General features: G+C 60.3%; 14 protein-coding genes. 11 read left to right on the forward strand and 3 right to left on the reverse strand.

The window, feature by feature from the left end; all coding sequences use genetic code 11:
* Positions 1–594: 594 nt before the first annotated feature.
* Both cls and DK391_RS33825 read left to right on the forward strand, forming a co-directional pair.
* Positions 595–1,860, forward strand: coding sequence for a cardiolipin synthase (gene cls, locus DK391_RS33820; RefSeq protein ID WP_109482359.1), 1,266 nt, complete (start codon positions 595–597; stop codon positions 1,858–1,860).
* Positions 1,861–1,911: 51 nt separating this feature from the next.
* A complete protein-coding gene (locus DK391_RS33825) occupies positions 1,912–2,985 on the forward strand; it encodes an AI-2E family transporter (protein ID WP_109482360.1) in 1,074 nt (357 codons plus the stop codon).
* Positions 2,986–3,181: 196 nt separating this feature from the next.
* On the opposite strand, the gene DK391_RS33830 is transcribed toward DK391_RS33825, so the two are convergent.
* The gene (locus DK391_RS33830) at positions 3,182–4,645 is read right to left on the reverse strand and encodes a TIGR00366 family protein (protein WP_109482361.1); all 1,464 of its coding nucleotides are present in this window, start codon (positions 4,643–4,645) and stop codon (positions 3,182–3,184) included.
* Positions 4,646–4,706: 61 nt separating this feature from the next.
* On the reverse strand, positions 4,707–6,149 hold the full coding sequence (locus tag DK391_RS33835) for an amidase family protein (protein WP_109482362.1): 1,443 nt from the start codon (positions 6,147–6,149) through the stop codon (positions 4,707–4,709).
* A gap of 171 nt (positions 6,150–6,320) precedes the next feature.
* Between DK391_RS33835 and DK391_RS33840 the strand changes: the two genes are divergently transcribed.
* Positions 6,321–7,217: a LysR family transcriptional regulator gene (locus DK391_RS33840; protein ID WP_109482363.1), complete on the forward strand. Its 897-nt coding sequence runs from the start codon at positions 6,321–6,323 to the stop codon at positions 7,215–7,217.
* Between the two features lie 93 nt (positions 7,218–7,310).
* On the opposite strand, the gene DK391_RS33845 is transcribed toward DK391_RS33840, so the two are convergent.
* Complete coding sequence (locus tag DK391_RS33845) at positions 7,311–8,216, reverse strand: LysR family transcriptional regulator (protein ID WP_109482364.1); 906 nt, start codon at positions 8,214–8,216, stop codon at positions 7,311–7,313.
* Positions 8,217–8,371: 155 nt separating this feature from the next.
* On the opposite strand from DK391_RS33845, the gene DK391_RS33850 reads away from it, so the two are divergent.
* The 8 genes from DK391_RS33850 (at position 8,372) to DK391_RS33885 (ending at position 17,082) form a co-directional block, all read left to right on the forward strand.
* Positions 8,372–9,049, forward strand: coding sequence for a peroxiredoxin-like family protein (locus DK391_RS33850; RefSeq protein WP_109482365.1), 678 nt, complete (start codon positions 8,372–8,374; stop codon positions 9,047–9,049).
* Positions 9,050–9,729: 680 nt separating this feature from the next.
* Positions 9,730–10,713, forward strand: coding sequence for an AraC family transcriptional regulator (locus tag DK391_RS33855; RefSeq protein ID WP_239483033.1), 984 nt, complete (start codon positions 9,730–9,732; stop codon positions 10,711–10,713).
* Between the two features lie 15 nt (positions 10,714–10,728).
* Positions 10,729–11,784, forward strand: coding sequence for a sugar ABC transporter substrate-binding protein (locus tag DK391_RS33860; RefSeq protein ID WP_109482367.1), 1,056 nt, complete (start codon positions 10,729–10,731; stop codon positions 11,782–11,784).
* 69 nt (positions 11,785–11,853) lie between these two features.
* On the forward strand, positions 11,854–12,657 hold the full coding sequence (locus tag DK391_RS33865; protein WP_109482368.1) for an ATP-binding cassette domain-containing protein: 804 nt from the start codon (positions 11,854–11,856) through the stop codon (positions 12,655–12,657).
* The gene (locus tag DK391_RS33870) at positions 12,608–13,966 is read left to right on the forward strand and encodes a sugar ABC transporter permease (protein WP_239483034.1); all 1,359 of its coding nucleotides are present in this window, start codon (positions 12,608–12,610) and stop codon (positions 13,964–13,966) included. The genes DK391_RS33865 and DK391_RS33870 overlap by 50 nt, the downstream gene beginning before the upstream one ends.
* 25 nt (positions 13,967–13,991) lie before the next feature.
* On the forward strand, positions 13,992–14,720 hold the full coding sequence (locus tag DK391_RS33875) for an SDR family oxidoreductase (RefSeq protein ID WP_109482370.1): 729 nt from the start codon (positions 13,992–13,994) through the stop codon (positions 14,718–14,720).
* A 69-nt stretch (positions 14,721–14,789) separates the two neighbouring features.
* Positions 14,790–16,418, forward strand: a complete 1,629-nt coding sequence (locus DK391_RS33880) for an FGGY-family carbohydrate kinase (protein ID WP_109482371.1) — start codon at positions 14,790–14,792, stop codon at positions 16,416–16,418.
* A 121-nt stretch (positions 16,419–16,539) separates the two neighbouring features.
* Positions 16,540–17,082 carry a cytochrome P460 family protein gene (locus tag DK391_RS33885; RefSeq protein ID WP_109482372.1) on the forward strand — a complete coding sequence of 181 codons (543 nt, stop codon included), beginning with the start codon at positions 16,540–16,542 and terminating at the stop codon, positions 17,080–17,082.
* Positions 17,083–17,692: the final 610 nt, after the last annotated feature.

Genomic DNA, 17,692 nt, shown 5'->3' on the forward strand with positions numbered 1-17,692 from the left:
ACATTTATTGCGGGCACCATCGCGGCGGCCAGGTTCGATATTTTCGAAACCGGCCTGCTGTGCATCCTGAGTTGCTGCACGCATCAGATTTCGCAATGACGCCGCACACCGGTAGCACGACCATCGCACCCGCCACGCGAACACCAATCATGCTGTCGATAACCCGTTCGCAGGCCTCAATCCCGGCCCACGTACGGGTCGATCCCCGCGCTGACTCCTGAGGTGCAGGATAGACGCGCCTTGCATCAACACGGTCTCCGGATTTCTCTCTGACTGAACTCCATGCGACCAGGTCTAAACGGTCGTCGGGCAGCTGCTAATGGGTGCGCTCCGTGCCGTAGATCAATCCGCTTTTCTGGATCGGTACAGTTCGCCACAACCGAGACGGAGGCGGAGCCGTGAACCGAAGATCAACAGCGATCGGAGCAGATCAAGAACTTTCGCTTTATGGCATTTTTCCCAGGTACGAAAATTGCGTAAGCCACACGGCCCTGCACTCACCCGAAGATCCGATTGACTTGCAAATCATCAACTGATCTCGAACAACAGGCACCTCATTCAACCCCTGACGATTCTCCGACCTTAAGGTAAGACGTGGCCTGGATAACCCTTGCAGCCATCTTGGTGGCGTTCTGTTTGTTCGTCCTGGCGATTAATTTTAAAACCCCGGAAAAGACTGTTCGTCATCAGATCTCGCACTGTCACGGGATCTCCGATCCTCAGTTCGAGCTGGAAATGGATGCCATGCTCGGCCCTGATATGAAGGAGGGCAATGCGATTTCGGCTCTGCAGAACGGAGATGAGATTTTCCCGGCCATGCTCGCCGCAATCCGGAGCGCGAGGCGAAGCATCACGTTCGAGACTTACATTTACTGGTCGGGGCAGATCGGACGGGAGTTTGCCGATGCACTCAAGGAACGGGCAACGGCCGGCATTCCGGTTCACGTGATGCTCGACTGGGCGGGCAGCGCCAAGATGGACACAGCATTACTGGATGAACTGAAACAGGCCGGCGTCGAAGTCGAGCGCTATCACGCGTTGAACTGGTACACCGTTGCCCGACTGAACAATCGCACCCATCGAAAGCTGCTGGTGGTGGATGGCGAAATCGGCTTCACCGGAGGTGTTGGAATTGCCGACCAATGGAGCGGCCACGCACAGGACCCGGAACATTGGCGCGACGTGCACTTTCGGGTGACCGGGCCGGTGGTCGCGCAGATGCAGGCGGCCTTCATGGACAACTGGCTGAAGACCACCGGCCGCGTGCTGCACAGCGACCGCTATTACCCGATGCTCGCTGCGGCCGGCCCGCATAAAATGCACGTGTTCGTCAGCTCACCTGCTGGCGGATCGGCCAGTATGTATCTGATGTATATGCTGGCCGTCGTGGCGGCGGAGAAATCGATCGATCTCCAGGCCGCGTACTTCATTCCCGACCAGTTGATGATCGACGCACTCGTCGCCGCGCGCAGGCGTGGCGTCAACGTCCGCCTTCTCGTACCGGGCCGATATATCGATTCCCGGTTGGTGCGGATGGCGTCGAAGCGTCGCTGGGGCAGTCTGCTTGCAGAAGGCGTCGAAATTTACGAGTTCAGCCGTACGATGATGCATAACAAAATGCTGATTCTCGATCGCCTGATGGTTTCCGTCGGATCGACGAACTTCGATATGCGCTCGTTCAACCTGAACGACGAAGCGAGCCTGAACGTGTACTCGCCCACTTTCGGCGAGGAGATGACTCGCGTGATGGAAGCCGATCTGAAACACGCCACCCGCTATACCTACGATCGCTGGAAGCGCCGCTCCCTCAGGGAAAAACTGGGTGAGTTAATCGTCTTGCCGCTCGAATCGCAGCTCTGATTTCAATTGTTGTCGCTGGAATACCGAAGACAACCCATCAACACGAAGATCATGAACAGCAACGACTCCAACGAAGACATCCATCGCCGTTTTTTCCATCTGCTGCTGCTCGTCGTGACGGTCGCGCTTTTCTGGATATTGCTGCCCTACTTCAGCGCGATTTTCTGGGGCGTCATGCTCGCGCTGCTGTTTCATCCCGTGCAGCGACGGCTGGTGGTACGGCTGGGGAATCGTCGCAACCTCGCGACGCTGATCACCCTGCTGGCTGCAATCATTCTGGTGATCGTTCCATTGCTGGTGGTCACCATGAGTGTGGTTAACGATATCGGAATTGCGTATGGTCAGATCCAGTCAGGCCAGTTTAATCCCGCCGAAGCCTACGGCAAACTGCTGGATATGGCGCCTCAATGGGCCCAGTCGATCATTACGCGCTTCGGGCTGAACGATATTTCATCATTGCAGCATCGTCTGACTCAGGGCGCCGCGCAGATCAGCAGCTTTGTCGGCGCACAAGCGCTCGCGATCGGCCAGCATACGCTTGAATTTATGGTTGGCTTTGGCGTGATGCTGTATCTGGTTTTCTTTCTGCTTCGCGACGGCCCATACATCAGCCGGCTTATCCGTCGTGCCCTTCCATTGGACGAAGAGCACAAGTCCCTGATGATCGCAAAATTCACAACGGTGGCCCGCGCAACGATCAAGGGTAATGTCGTTGTAGCGGCAGTTCAGGGCGCGCTTGGCGGCGTTATTTTCGCTATCCTCGGCATTCAGGGCGCGCTCCTGTGGGGCGTGCTGATGGCATTTCTTTCTCTTTTGCCAGCCGTTGGTGCGGCCATTGTGTGGGGGCCAGCCGCGCTCTATCTGTTCGCGACAGGCAGCCTCTGGAAGGGCGCGATACTCGTGTTTTTCTGCGTAGTCGTGATCGGCCTCGTCGACAACTTTCTTCGGCCTTTGCTCGTGGGCAAGGACACCCGGATGCCTGACTGGGTCATTCTGATTTCGACGTTAGGCGGGATGTCTCTGTTCGGCATCAACGGATTCGTTATCGGCCCCCTGATTGCCGCGCTTTTCCTCTCAGGCTGGAGCCTGTTTGCCCAGGAGGAAGCAGCAGACCGTCGGACCTGATGCCAGGCTTGCTGGTTGCGAAACAGGCGTCTGCTTTGCAAGCGGCGGTGGGCCACCTAAATTCTCTGAGACGCAAGACCACAGTCAGAGTCGCTCCACCCGCCGCTCTGGCTCCCTCGAAGCTGAACCTCTTGACGGTAAACACCGGTAGCTAGTATCGCTCTTCTGTATCAGTCAATTCCACGTATGGCCGTTATCACGGCACCACCGGCGCGTGATAGACGAGTGTGGGTGCAAGCGCCCACAACATCGTCAGCACGAGTACCGTTCCGCAGAAGAACTGCGCAAACGTGAATCCCACCATATCGCGCGCCTTCAGCCCAAGAATGCCTAGCAGCGGCAGCATCCAGAACGGATTGATCAGATTCGGCAACGCTTCCGCCGCGTTATAGATCTGCACGGCCCAGCCGAGATGCACATGCAGGCTGTTCGCTGCCTGCATCACATACGGCGCCTCGATGATCCACTTGCCACCGCCCGAAGGCACGAAAAATCCGAGCACGGCCGAATAGACACCCATCACGAGTGCAAACGTATCCGTCGAGGCAATGCTCACGAACATCGTCGACAGATGGTGCGTCAGGGATTCGCCCGTTGCGCCCTTCGCCGACGTCAGCATGCTCGCGATAGCGCCGTAAAGCGGAAACTGGATCAGCACACCCGACGTCACGGGCACAGCCTTCGACACCGCGCGCAAGAAGCGCTTGGGCCGCCAATGCAGCAGCATGCCGAGCATCAGGAAAATCAGGTTGTAGGTGTTGAGACCCGAGATCGCGACAAGCCAGTTCTTGCCGGCAAATTCATTGATCAGCCAGCCACCGCCGAGTGCAACCAGCACCAGCATCAGTACAGGGCTGTATTCGAGCCATTCGCCGGGACGCTCACGGGGCGGCAAGGCGTCCTCGATAGTGTCGAGCGTGATGCCGAGATCGGCGGCTGTTCGCGCGCGAGACGGTCCCGGCGCGGTCCACCACGCAATCAATGTCGACGCGACCACGAGCGCCGCGGCGATGGCGAGACTTTGCCACAGGAACAAGGTCTCGCTGAACGGAATGACGCCCGTGATGGGCAGCAGCGTCGCGGGAATACTCGCGGCATTCGCCTGCAATTGCGCGGCGGACGAACTCAAACCCATCGCCCAGGTCGCTCCGATCCCGAGATACGCTGCTGCGCCCGCCGCACGATAGTCCATCTGCAAGTCGGTGCGTCGCGCCAGCTCACGCACCAGCAAACCGGCGAATACGAGGCTGATCGCCCAATGCAGGAGCGAAGTCAGCACACTCAGGAACGCGACGTACGCCACGGCTGCGCGTCCGCTGCGGGGCACGCGCGCGGCGCGCGTGACGAGTTTTGCAACGGGTGGCGAACTGGCAATCACATAACCCGTGATCGCCACCATCGCCATCTGCATCGTGAACGGAATCAGACTCCAGAAACCATTGCCGAACGAGACGGCAACCGCACGCGGCGTCGCGCCGATCGCGAGCGCCCCGAGCGCGACCGCGAGCACCGTCAGCGCAACGAACACGAAAGCATCGGGATACCACTTCTCGCACCACGCCGTCACGCGCAACGCCACGCGCTCGAGGAACGCTGCGTCTTCATCGGATGGCGCATGCGTCGCATGCGCGCGCGCCACTTCTCTGCTATCGACCGACATGATTGTCTCCTTCCTCTATCTCTGTTCTCTCGATGGAACTACGAGGATCGGCGGATCGCCGTTATGCCACCGCGCGCGGCATCGACGCCGGTACGTTCAGTGCCGTCTCCAGCCACTGCGCTGCGCCGAGCAGTTCGAAGTCGCCTCGCGGACGGCCGACCAGTTGCAGGCCGACGGGCCTGCCGTCGTCGGTAAAGCCGGCGGGAATCGATATCACCGGACATCCGGTGAGCGTCAGCACGAAGGTCAGATACATCCAGTCGATATACGAATCGAGCGCGCTTCCGTCGATTTCCGTCGGATAGCGCTGTTCGACGGGAAACGGTGCGACCGCAACGGTCGGGCACGCGAGCATGTCGTAACTGCCGAAGAACGCGCTGACCCGGTTGAACAGTTCGCCGCGCAGGCGTTCGGCCCGCGCCACATCTGCGCCGCTTTGCTGCAGGCCTTTTTCGATGTTCCAGATGATCTCAGGGCAGATGCGATCACGCGCGGTGTCGAGCAACGGACCGCGTACCGCCGCGACGAGATTCGCACGCAAAGTCTGGAATGCCTCGAAGCCGCCCGCGAAATCCGGGCAACCGTCATCGACCTGTGCGCCGGATGCGCCGAATTGCAACGCGGCCCGCTCGCAGATGCGCGCTACCTGCGCTTCGACCTTGCCGATGCCGAGATCGGGCGAAAAGCCCACGCGGCGCGGCGCACGCGGACGGCGCACGGCATCGGCGAATGGCACGGCCGGGCGCGGCCAGGAGAGAGGATCGCGAGCGTCGAAGTGGGCCTGCGCGTCGAGCATCAACGCGACATCAGCAACGGTTCGGCCCATCGGACCTTCCACCCACAGCGGATCGTACGGAATGGGCGATACGGGACGCGGCACGCGCCCCACGCTCGGCCGCATGCCGACGATACTGCAATAGCTCGCCGGAATCCGCAGGCTGCCACCCAGATCGTTGCCCGTTGCGAGCCACACCATGCCAGAAGCCAGCGCCGCCGCCGATCCACCCGACGACCCGCCGACCGTCAGACCCGGATTCCACGGAATGCGCGTCGCTCCGAACACGGTGTTGAAGGTGTTGGCACCTGCGAATTCAGGGACGTTGGACTTCGCGAGCGGAATCGCGCCGCGCCGTTCGAGATTGGCGACGGTCAGGTCCGATGCAGCGGCCACGTTGTCCTTGAAGATCGGCGAACCATACGTGGTCGCCACGCCCGCGAGATCGTTGTAGTCCTTCACGGCGATGGGCAGACCGGCAAGGTAGCCGGGCATCGCGAGCGCATCGTCGTCGGGTTTCGGGAAGTCGCGCGCCGCTTTTCGCGCTGCCTCGAAGCGTCGCTGCGGCAGCGCGTTGACGACGGGATCCACGGCTTCAATGCGCGCGATGGCGGCATCGACCACATCCAGCGGTGAGACTTCGCGTTTCTTCAGCAGGTCGACCGTCTGGGTCGCGCTAAGCGCGCACAGACCTTCGGCTGCGTTGTGAGGAAGTATGGGTGCGTTCATGTGTGTCTCCGTGATCGTTGCTATGGGTCCCCGGGCGCGACCGGATTGATCGCGCCGTCGGGTCACGTTCAGAATAGGTCTGGCGTTTTGAGCAGGGAAATCACTTTCCCGGATAAAGGTCATAAGCGCGTCTTCTGAAGTACACAGGGAGCACACAAGGAGCCGTCAGGCATGGACATCCGTCAGCTTCGAACCTTCGTCACCGTCGCGCGCTTTGGCAGCGTGACGAAAGCGGCTGAGGCGCTGCATATCACCCAGCCCGCCGTCAGCGGACAACTGAGAAGTCTTGAAGAGGAACTCGACGTGCGCCTGCTGTCGCGCACGACGTCGTCGGTGACGCTCACTCAGGCAGGCGAAGCGCTGTTAGGCAAGGCCGAGAAAGCCATCGAAGTGTTTGGCGAGTTCGTGCACGCAGCGCGCGGCTTTCGTGGCCAGATAGAAGGCCGGCTGCGCATCGGCTTCGTGATGCTGGACCCGGCCGTGCTGCGCGTCGGACCTTTGCTCGCGGAAATGGTGGCGCGGCATCCTGGTCTGAAGATCGATTTGCAGGTAGGCCGCACCAGCTGGCTCGTCGATGCGTTGCGTAGCGCGGAAATCGACGCGGCGCTGCTGGTGTGCAAGGCGCAGCCGGAAGGCACGCGCATGAAGGTACTCGACGAAATCACGTTTCGCCTCGTCGTACCGGCTTGTTGGGAACGCTTCGCGGACGACTCGCTGGAGCGGCTCGCGGACAGGCCGTGGATTCGAATGGCGCCGCGCAGCGGGCATCAGGAAGTACTCAACGAGATTCTGCAAGGCACCGCTATCAAGCCGGTTGAAACCGTCGAGGCCGATCACGAGCAACTGATGCGGGCACTCGTTGCAGCAGGCGTCGGAGTGGGTTTGTTGCGGGAAGCGTTGGCCATCGAAGCACGCGAGGCGGGCGAAGCCGTGTTCTTTGGTGATCATCGGGCGACCACGCAACTGGCCTTCGTCTATGCGGAAGGACGCAGCGGTGATCCCGCAATCCAGGCCACGCTGGAAGCACTAGATGCGATACGGCATCCCGCCTGGGCAAGGCCAGTGTGAATCCAGCGCGGTCGCGCCACGCGAGATGATCAGACGACGATAGCGTCTCCGCAGCCGCTTGTGACCGCAACGATCCCAGCGCCAACATCCGGCCTACTCCGCAGGCGCAAAAGGTGTCTTTGCCAGGGATTCGCTGATGAAAGCTGAAAAGGCGCGCGCTTTCGCAGTCGCCTGACGCCCTGCTGGATAAACAGCCCACAGATCAAGTGACGGAAGCGTCCAATCGCGAAGAACAGTCTCAACGCGATGGAGATCGATCTCTGGCTGGAACATCCACTCCGTAGAGACAGCCAACCCCATGCCTGCAAAAACAGCCTCACGCACCCCCTCGGCTGCGGTAGTGCTGATCATGTTCTTGAGCGTCACGACTTCCGACTTCACGCCCTTTCTAAAAGTCCATGTTTCTCCTCCACCGCCCTGCGTATAAATGACAGCAGGGAAGTTGGGCAGATCGCCTGGCCGTTCAGGCGTGCCATGGCGATCGAGATAGCTGGAAGTCGCGACGACCACGCGCCGGGACGTGGCAATCCGTTTTCCCGTTACCGTCATCGACTTTGGGTCTCCCATTCGCAGCGCAATGTCGATGTTCTCCCCGATCAGATCGACGCTGCGGTCGTCAAGAATTGCTTCCACCGTGAGTGCAGGATGCGCCTCAAGAAAAGCCGGTAGCAGCGGCATGACGTGTAGCCGGGCAAAAGTCACCGTTGCACTGAAGCGCAAGCGTCCTGTCAGTCCCGTCCCGGCTCCAGTTGCTGCCAGGTCCGCTTCATTTGCTTCGTCAAGCGCGCGCCTGGCCCGCTCGTAAAAACCCTGACCTGCTTCAGTCGGCGTCAACCCTCGTGTCGAGCGTGAGAGGAGTCGTGTTCCCAGCCGTTTTTCAAGCTGTGCAACAGCTTTTGATATTGAAGGCTGACCCACCCTGAGTTGACGTGCAGCCGCCGAAAAGGAACCCGTTTCAATGATGCGAACGAATGCTTCCATGGTCGCGAATCGGTCCACGGGTCATTCTCCATTGGAATAAGTGTTATCGAAGATGCCAGTCTACTGCTTTTTGATGGAATAACTTAACTTGCTAGCTCAGCACAATCTCGACTATCCCTTTAACGCTGCTTTACCAACGGCGTAATTTTTATCACCTGAAAAGAGGTCTTCTCATGTCACTGCAAGACAAGCTCGACGCGTTCCGCGCCAACTTCGAAGCCGGCGGCCCGCCGTACAATGCACCGTCACACATTCACGAGCCGATGCATCGGGCCACGCGCGAACTCATCGAGTCCGGCGCTGCTGAAAAGGCGCTGAAGGTTGGAGACAAGGCCCCAACCTTCACCCTGAAGGATGCGGAAGGAACATCGCACTCGTCCGTTGATCTCCTCGCACATGGCCCGCTGATCGTGACCTTCTACCGGGGCGTATGGTGCCCCTACTGCAACTTCGATCTGCAGGCAATTCAGGCCTCGCTTCCGGACCTGCAAAGCAGGGGTGCCCAACTCGTAGCGATTTCACCGCAGACCGCTCCGAACAGCCGTCGTAGTCAGCGGGAGAACCACGTAACCTTCCCCATCCTGTCGGATCCGGGTAATGAAGTCGCAGCGGCATTCGGTATTCGATTCAAGTTGCCCGACTACCTGGCGGACCTGTACAAGACCGTCTTCAAAAACGATCTCGCCGTTGCGAACGGCGAGGCGAGCTGGACGCTGCCGATGCCCGCGCGATTCGTCATCGGTCAAGACGGCGTGATCGTGTATGCAGAGGTCAACCCGGACTACACCCGCCGGCCTGACCCCGAAGAGCTTTTGCCCCTGCTTGATCGGGTCAAAGAAAGCACTGCGTGAATGATGCTCGAAGGGAGTACAAGATCGTGTCCTTGTACTCCCTCATTGGAAGTCGCACTACACGTCAAGCGATCTACGTGGGAGCGCCCCTCGCTGCAATATGACCATCTGAACCGGCGAAATCGTGGCGGGCGGCCAGCGCGATCTTTCCTGCGCCTCGTAGGGCCTTTGCGAATGAACTAACAGCGCCTTGGGCTAATTCGCTTCTCGATACGGCCACCATTGTCGACAATTCTGGAGGCAAGGTCGGCCGGCCCCTTCAGCCAATTCCGGCAGTTCGCAACATGCCTATGCTTGCGTGTCGCCGAACCACCCCGATTCACATCACGCGTCAAGCTGTCGAACCCAGAAATCACGTAGATAACACGAACATATCTCAGCAGCCATACGGGGAAGAAGAAGGATAGTCCCGGCGTTCGCCGTGAGTGGGCCACTACCAAAAATTTGACCTCACGCGTCGCGCGCATCCCTGTAGTCGATGCGATTCGCGCACGCCGACCTGCTGCACTGCACGATTTTTGACTGAAAGAGGCGCCAGGGGCTTTCCCGGATGCAAAAAAATATCAACGATGCGTCCTATCCCGTCTAGTGAAATTTTGCATCGTCTACTATTCTTCGCCCTATGGACCCGGCGACACGCCCAACAATCGTCGACAAAGACGGTGGCCATGGAGACAGACGTGACGAACGACAACACCGATTCGAGCGAAGGCAGCGCTCGACGTCGCCCCTGCGTTGGTCAGCCCGACCTGGAGCTGGTCGCCGTATCGCGCGACGAATCGTTCAAGGTGTGGTCGCACGGCTATCCTTACAGCACAGTGCGTTGGCACTTCCATCCCGAGTACGAGCTTCACCTGATCACCGCCACGACAGGCAAGTACTTCGTCGGTGACTACGTCGGAGATTTCACGCCCGGCAATCTCGTGATGACCGGGCCCAATCTGCCTCACAACTGGGTAAGCAATGTGCCGCGTGGCGAGCAAGTCAGCGAACGCTGTTTGGTACTGCAGTTTGATACTGGCTTTGTCACGCGTGCAATCGATGCGTTTCCCGAATTCAAAAAGGTGACTGGCCTGCTCAAGGCGTCGGGCTGGGGTGTGTTGTTCACCCCGGATACAGGCGCGGCCGCCGAGCCTATCATGCGTCAGATGCTGCACGCGCAGGGAATGCAGCGAATCGCGCTCTTCTTATCGCTGTTCGCCCTCCTCCTTCAGAGCAGAGAGCCGGTCAAGCTGGCGAGCGCCGCCTATCGGGCCGATCCGGCACGTTACGCCGAGACGCGTATCAATCATGTGCTGACCTACATCGGCAAGAACCTTGCGCAGGAACTGCGGGAAGCTGACCTGGCGGGCCTGGCAGGCCAAAGCGTGAGCGCATTCTCCCGATACTTCCGCCGTCATACGGGCATACCGTTCGTGCAGTATGTGAACCAACTACGCGTGAATCTTGCGTGCCAGTTGCTGATATCCGGGGAATTGAGCATCGGTGATATCTGCTATCAGGTCGGATTCAACAACCTCTCCAACTTCAACCGTCAGTTTCTGGCGCTCAAGGGTATGTCCCCTTCCAGGTGGCGCGGATATCAGCAACTCAATGCGGCAAGCGGGTCCGACGCGCCCGGTTCGGCGCGACAATACGCGGCGCCACGCGCCGCCGTCCAATAAGCAAGGAGACACTGTATGAAGAAGCTTTCGGCACTCGCCGGCACGATCGGCGTCGTCACGTTAGGCCTGCTAAATGGATCGGCAATGGCAGCGCCGTCGGGTACGGTTGCGTTCCTGATGCCGGATCAGGCATCCACCCGTTATGAACAGCACGACTTCCCGGGCTTTAAAGCTACGATGTCGAAGCTGTGCCCCGACTGCAAGGTGCTTTATCAGAACGCGAACGCGGACGTTGCGACCCAGCAGCAGCAGTTCAACTCGGTCATCGCACAGGGCGCCAAGGTCATCGTCCTTGACCCGGTGGATTCGACGGCAGCGGCGTCGCTGGTACATCTGGCGCAAAGCCAGGGTGTGAAGGTCATTGCGTACGATCGCCCCGTTCCGTCGACGCCGGCTGACTACTATGTCTCGTTCGATAATGAAGGCATCGGCCGCATGATCGCCGAGTCGCTCGTGCAGCATCTGAAAGAGACGGGCGTCCCAACCAGTAAGGGTGGTCTTCTCGAAGTCAACGGCTCTCCCACCGACGCGGCAGCGGGGCTGATCAAGAAGGGCATACATGCAGGCATTGCGTCTGGCGGCTACAAGACGCTGGCCGAGTACGACACGCCTGAATGGGCGCCGCCGAAGGCTCAACAATGGGTCAGCGGACAGATCACCCGCTTCCAGTCGCAGATCGTCGGCGTCGTGGCGGCAAACGACGGCACGGCTGGTGGAACGGTCGCGGCCTTCAAGGCAGCCGGCGTGAATCCCGTGCCGCCGGTGACGGGCAACGATGCGACCATCGCGGGTCTGCAACTGATCATTGCTGGCGACCAATACAACACTATCCTGAAGCCGAGCGAAACCGTTGCGGCGGCGGCAGCCAAGGTCGCCGTCGGGTTCCTGTCCGGACAGGCTGCGAAGGGCGAAACTTCGCTCTTCAACACGCCCACGCAACTTTTCACGCCCATGGTCATCACGGCGAAGAACCTGAAGGCCGAAGTGGTCGACAAGGGTTTCGCGAATGGGAAGACCCTGTGTACCGACCGTTACGCGGAAGGCTGCAAAAAGCTCGGCATCACCTACTGAACCGGCGCGGCGCCGGATGAACTCCGGTGCCGTACGGGTTTTCCGTGCAATAAAGCAGAGGTACGGTCTATGACTGACAACTCCACGAAGCGGCCCGCGCCGGGAAAGCTGGTGCTGAGTCTGCGCAACATATCCAAGCACTTCGGAGCGGTCTCGGCCCTAACGGACATCGAACTCGACGTACACGCCGGAGAAGTTGTCGCGGTGGTGGGCGACAACGGCGCAGGCAAATCGACGCTCATCAAGGTGCTGGCAGGCGTGCATCAGCCGAGCTCGGGCACGATCACCTTCGACGGCCGCGAAGTGACGCTGGCTAACCCGTCAGCGGCGCTCGATCTGGGCATTGCCACGGTGTTTCAGGATCTCGCGCTGTGCGAAAACCTCGATGTGGTCGCCAACATTTTTCTCGGGCGGGAGCTGAGTCCGATGCGCCTCGACGAAGTATCGATGGAGATGCGGGCATGGACTCTTCTGAACGAATTGTCGGCGCGCATTCCCGATGTGCGCGATGTGGTCGCATCGCTGTCTGGCGGCCAGCGGCAAACCGTTGCAATCGCGCGTTCGCTGCTGCTCGACCCGAAACTGATCATGCTCGACGAGCCGACCGCCGCGCTGGGCGTCGCGCAGACTGCGGAAGTGCTGAATCTCATCGAACGTGTGCGCGATCGCGGGCACGCGGTGATCATCATCAGCCACAACATGGAAGATGTGCGCGCCGTGGCAGACCGGATCGTCGAGCTCCGGCTCGGCAAGAACAACGGCGTCTTCTATCCCGACTCGTCGAATCAGGAGCTCGTCGCGGCAATAACCGGCGCAACCGAAAATGCAGTCTCGCGCCGCGCCGACCGCCGTCAGGCTCCAACAAATGCCTAGTGAATGGCTAGTGGGAGAAACAGTCATGAGTAACCAGGTTCAGGGTGCCCCGCAGGGGAATCCACAGAAGCCCGATCGGCCCTCCCAGTTGCTGGATCGCAGCGATGTGCGCGTTAAACACGCCACGGGCATCGGAGGCACGGTCTCCGCGTTCGTCGATCAGGTGAAGTCCGGCGATCTGGGTTCGCTGCCCGTCGTCGTAGGCCTCGTCATCATCTGGACCGTTTTCACAAGCCTGAATCCGGTCTTCCTGTCTGCCAACAATCTGGTCAACCTGCTCTTCGACTGCTCGACGATCGGGGTCATCTCGCTCGGTATCGTGTGCGTGCTGATGGTGGGCGAGATCGACCTGTCCGTCGGTTCAATGAGTGGCTTCGCTTCCGCGCTCGTAGGCATGCTCTGGGTCAACAACGGCTGGCCGGTGGGGTTGGCGATCGTTGCGGCCATCGTGGTGGGCGCAGTCGTCGGCGCGCTGTATGCATCGCTGCTCAACCGCCTTGGGATGCCAAGCTTCGTAGCGACGCTGGCCGGGTTGCTGGCTTTGCTCGGGCTGCAACTCTATGTGCTCGGCGCGAGCGGCTCGATCAACCTGCCCTATGGTTCGGCGATGGTCAACCTCGGACAGCTCATCGTGCTTCCGCCTGTCGCGTCATATGTGATTGCGCTGGTGCCGGGCGTAGTCATGCTGGTCCTCGGGACGCGCACACATCAGCGACGCCGCGCATCGAATCTCTCGGCGCCGTCGATGAGCAGTCTGCTCACACGCTGCGTTGTCGTTACCGTGCTGCTGGAAGTCGTGGTGGCATACCTGAATCAGGGACGCGGCGTTCCGCTGCTGTTCGCGCTTTTTCTGGCGCTTGTGGTCGTAATGGACTACATGCTCAGACGCACGCGCTGGGGCCGTTCGATGCACGCAATAGGGGGCAACAAAGAAGCAGCAAGACGCGCGGGTATCAACGTCAAAGGAATCTATCTGAGCGCCTTTGTGCTCTGCTCGAGTCTCGCGGCGCTCGGGGGTGTCCTGTCGGCAGCGCGACTCGCATCGGCCAGTCAGCAAGCCGGCTCTGGCGACGTCAACCTCAACGCGATTGCAGCTGCGGTGATTGGCGGCACAAGTCTCTTCGGCGGCCGCGGCAGTGCGTACTCAGCGGTGCTAGGCATTATCGTCATCCAGTCGATTGCAAGCGGACTGACGCTACTGAACCTGTCGTCCTCGCTGCGTTTCATGATCACTGGCGCGGTGTTGGCAATCGCCGTCATTGTCGATTCGCTTGCCCGGCAATCGCGCGTCTCCCACGGGCGCGCGTGATCTCTACTCTCAAGGAGACGGATGAATGACTGACTCAATCGCAGGAAAAGTCGCCGCCATTACGGGCGCAGCGTCGGGTATCGGTCTGGCGTGCGCGCGTGAGCTGCTTGCACATGGCGCCAAGGTCGTGCTGATCGATCGCGCCAAAGATCGGCTCGATGCGCTTTGCTCGGAGCTTGGGCCCGATGCATTGCCCATCGTCGTCGACCTGCTGAACCCCGCGGAAGTGTCTGGGCTGCTGCCGCGTATTCTCGATGCAGCCGGCGCCCTCGATATCTTCCACGCGAATGCCGGCGCGTACGTGGGCGGCGATGTGACAGAAGGCGATCCCGACGCATGGGACCGCATGCTGAACCTGAACATTAATGCCGCGTTCCGTTCCGTGCGCGCCGTCCTTCCGCACATGGTGAAGCAGCAGTCCGGCGACATCATCTTCACGAGTTCTATCGCAGGAATGGTGCCGGTGGTCTGGGAGCCTATCTACACCGCTTCGAAGTTCGCGGTGCAGGCCTTCGTGCATACGACGCGCCGACAGCTCTCGAAGCACGGCGTACGCGTGGGCTCGGTATTGCCGGGACCGGTCGTGACCGCCTTGCTGGACGACTGGCCCAAGGAGAAGATGGACGAGGCGCTCGCAGCCGGCAGCCTGATGCAGCCGAAGGAAGTGGCCGATTGCGTGCTTTTCATGCTGAGCCGCCCCCGCAATGTGACCGTTCGAGACCTCGTTATCCTTCCGAACGCGGTCGATCTCTGATACCGGCATCCATGCGAGAGGCACCCATGTCCCTCGACATCGACCCAACGCTCCAGCAGGCAGCAAGCCATGACTTCTGATGACACAACCCTGGACGCAACGAACGCGCAGTTTGTCGTCGGCGTGGATGTCGGCACCGGCAGCGCGCGCGCAGGCGTCTTCGACCTTGACGGCCGCATGCTGGCGACGGCGAAGCACGACATCACGCTGGTTCGCGCAAACGGGTCCATCGTTGAACAGTCGAGCACCGAAATCTGGGGTGCCGTCTGTCACGCCGTCAAGGATGCAATTGCGCAGGCCGACGTATCGCCGGAATGGATCGTCGGGATCGGGTTCGATGCCACCTGCTCGCTGGTCGTGCTCGGCCAGGGCGGCAAGCCGCTGCCGGTAGGGCCGTCGGAGGAGGCTGAGCGCGACATCATCGTCTGGATGGATCACCGCGCCGTGGAACAGGCGGAACGCATCAACGCCACGGGGCACGACATCCTGAAGTATGTGGGCGGCAAGATATCCCCGGAGATGGAAACGCCGAAACTGTTGTGGCTTCTCGAGAATCGTCCCGCCGTATTCAACGACGCATGGCAGTTCTTCGATCTCACCGACTTCCTGACGTGGCGTGCGACGGGCGACCTGGCGCGATCCACATGCACGGTCACGTGCAAGTGGACTTACCTTGCCCATGAGCGTCGCTGGGACGGCACCTATTTTCGTAGCGTCGGACTGGGTTTGCTGGCAGACGAGGATTTTTCTCGCATTGGGCAGAAGGTGGTAGAACCCGGCACGCCGTTGGAACACGGCCTGACAGCAGATGCGGCGGCACAACTCGGCTTGCGCGCGGGGACGCCGGTTGCCGCGGGCGTGATCGATGCGCACGCGGGCGGCATCGGCACGGTGGGTGCCGAAGGCGAGCCGGAAGACTGTCTCGCCTATGTGTTCGGAACGTCGTCGTGCACGATGACTACGACCCGGGAACCGAAGTTCGTGCCAGGCGTCTGGGGACCGTATTTCTCGGCAATGGTCCCGAACGCCTGGCTCAACGAAGGCGGCCAGTCCGTTGCGGGCGCGGCCATTGAAAGGCTGCTTACGCTCCATCCGGCGACCGCCGAGGCGCGCGGCCGTTCCGAGGAGGCGGGACAATCACTCCCCGCTATGCTCGCCAATCTTGCGACGCAGGCATCCGATACATTGTCCGATGTCGTGAAACTCGCGCAGGGCGTACATGTAGTCCCTGAATTTCTGGGCAACCGTGCCCCGTTTGCCGATCCGCATGCGAGAGCAGTGATCGCGGGCCTCGGCATGGAGACCGACCTCGATAGTCTGGTATCGCTGTATATCGCAGGTATCTGCAGTATCGGCTATGGCTTGCGCCAGATAGTCGAGACTCAGGCGTCCGCAGGCGCGCCGATCGAACGGGTGATGATCAGCGGAGGCGCGGGACGCCATGATCTCGTCCGCCAGCTGCTCGCCGATGCCGTTGGCAAGCCGGTTCTGGCCGTGCGCGCGGAGGAACCCGTTCTTCTCGGCGCCGCGATTCTTGGCGCTGTGGCAGGCGCGCAATTCAACGATGTGCAGACTGCGATGAACGCTATGTCTCAAGTCAGTAAAGTCTATGAACCCCATCGCGATGTGCGCGCGTTACATGACGCGCGGGTCAGTGCGTTCACGCGTTTGCAGGCAGTCGCCAGGGAGATTCGTTAGCCAGCACCGTGGAACAGCAATGCAAGACTTATTGCCCGCGCGGGTTCGCCTTGACAAGCATAAGTGGCAGAGCTAGCTTGAATCAGGCTTACGCGGTGTTCGAGTGAGTCGGAGGCCCCTAATGACTCGGAAGCTCATCGTGCTGACGTTGATATCGACGTCGCTTTCCGGTTCGATTCATCTATCGACCGCGGCTGACGAGAGCACCGCCTCGGGCTCCGACGGGCGGGCCTCTCCTGTGTTCGGCGTGACCCTTCCCGCAGGCTACCGCGACTGGCAATTTATCAGCGTCGCGCATGAAGCCGGCAATAACAATGATATCCGGGGCATACTCGGAAACGACATCGCAATGAAAGCGATCAAGGAAGGGACCCTGCCCTTTCCAGACGGCTCCATCATCGTGCGCTTGGCGTACGAATATGTATCGTCAGATCGGAACAATGCCATTTTCGGCCGGGAGCAGTCGTTCGTTGCCGGAGCACCAACCAACGTGCAGCTCGAGGTAAAAGACTCAAAGCGTTACGCGAGCACGGGTGGATGGGGTTACGGGCAGTTCGAGAACGGTAGGGCGAATCCGAGTTTGAAAATCATCAATAGCTGCTTTGCTTGCCACGCGAAATTGCCAGCTTCCGCGGACCTGGTGTTCACGACCTATTCAAGGTAGTTCGGAGGTCGGGCTGTTGCAATGCAAAGACCGCTTCTCCGACACAACGCGGTGCGCCGACGGGGATTTCATCCGGCAGTGCGCAGTGTTTCGATGGTAGCTTGCAGGCCGGACGCGGTCATGCCGACAGCCGGCCTGCGCATGGTTTCATTCATCCATGCTCTGGTGGCCGAATACCATACCTTGCTCTTTCCATCGTCAACTGGTCGCCCCGCCGTCGACTTCCGGCTCTAACCCATTCGACTTGTCTGGACTCATTCCAGTGCGTCGACTTTTCGCGGTTGGCGCACTTTCGCCTTCACTTTGGCCCCGTCGACAACGCTCGGCGAACATGCCCTCACGATCGTCTCTACGAGCGCCTGAAGTTCCTCGCGCTTCTCGCCCGACGATACGTCAAACAGTTCAAACACACCCAGGCCGCGCATTGATTGGACTGGGCGTGCTGCTCGGCAGGTTGAGTTGCGGCGCTGCGAACAGTCCTCAACGCCATGACGCTCTTCTTTTCGGCCGTCTATTTTCTGTTGCTGGCGGGTCTGTACGGCGTGAGCTTCTGGCTGCCGAGTCTGATCCGGCAAGCAGGCATTCACGACACGCTGACGATCAGCTGGCT

It is taken from the genome of Paraburkholderia sp. C35 (genome assembly GCF_003121405.1).
GTDB lineage: Bacteria > Pseudomonadota > Gammaproteobacteria > Burkholderiales > Burkholderiaceae > Paraburkholderia.

What these genes read in the sequence shown, in the direction of transcription:
- DK391_RS33825 (WP_109482360.1), top strand. Translation starts at nt 1,912, where the DNA reads ATGAACAGCAACGACTCCAACGAAGACATCCATCGCCGTTTTTTCCAT.
- DK391_RS33830 (WP_109482361.1), bottom strand. Translation starts at nt 4,645, where the DNA reads ATGTCGGTCGATAGCAGAGAAGTGGCGCGCGCGCATGCGACGCATGCG.
- DK391_RS33835 (WP_109482362.1), bottom strand. Translation starts at nt 6,149, where the DNA reads ATGAACGCACCCATACTTCCTCACAACGCAGCCGAAGGTCTGTGCGCG.
- DK391_RS33840 (WP_109482363.1), top strand. Translation starts at nt 6,321, where the DNA reads ATGGACATCCGTCAGCTTCGAACCTTCGTCACCGTCGCGCGCTTTGGC.
- DK391_RS33850 (WP_109482365.1), top strand. Translation starts at nt 8,372, where the DNA reads ATGTCACTGCAAGACAAGCTCGACGCGTTCCGCGCCAACTTCGAAGCC.
- DK391_RS33860 (WP_109482367.1), top strand. Translation starts at nt 10,729, where the DNA reads ATGAAGAAGCTTTCGGCACTCGCCGGCACGATCGGCGTCGTCACGTTA.
- DK391_RS33865 (WP_109482368.1), top strand. Translation starts at nt 11,854, where the DNA reads ATGACTGACAACTCCACGAAGCGGCCCGCGCCGGGAAAGCTGGTGCTG.
- DK391_RS33870 (WP_239483034.1), top strand. Translation starts at nt 12,608, where the DNA reads ATGCAGTCTCGCGCCGCGCCGACCGCCGTCAGGCTCCAACAAATGCCT.
- DK391_RS33875 (WP_109482370.1), top strand. Translation starts at nt 13,992, where the DNA reads ATGACTGACTCAATCGCAGGAAAAGTCGCCGCCATTACGGGCGCAGCG.
- DK391_RS33880 (WP_109482371.1), top strand. Translation starts at nt 14,790, where the DNA reads ATGACTTCTGATGACACAACCCTGGACGCAACGAACGCGCAGTTTGTC.
- DK391_RS33885 (WP_109482372.1), top strand. Translation starts at nt 16,540, where the DNA reads ATGACTCGGAAGCTCATCGTGCTGACGTTGATATCGACGTCGCTTTCC.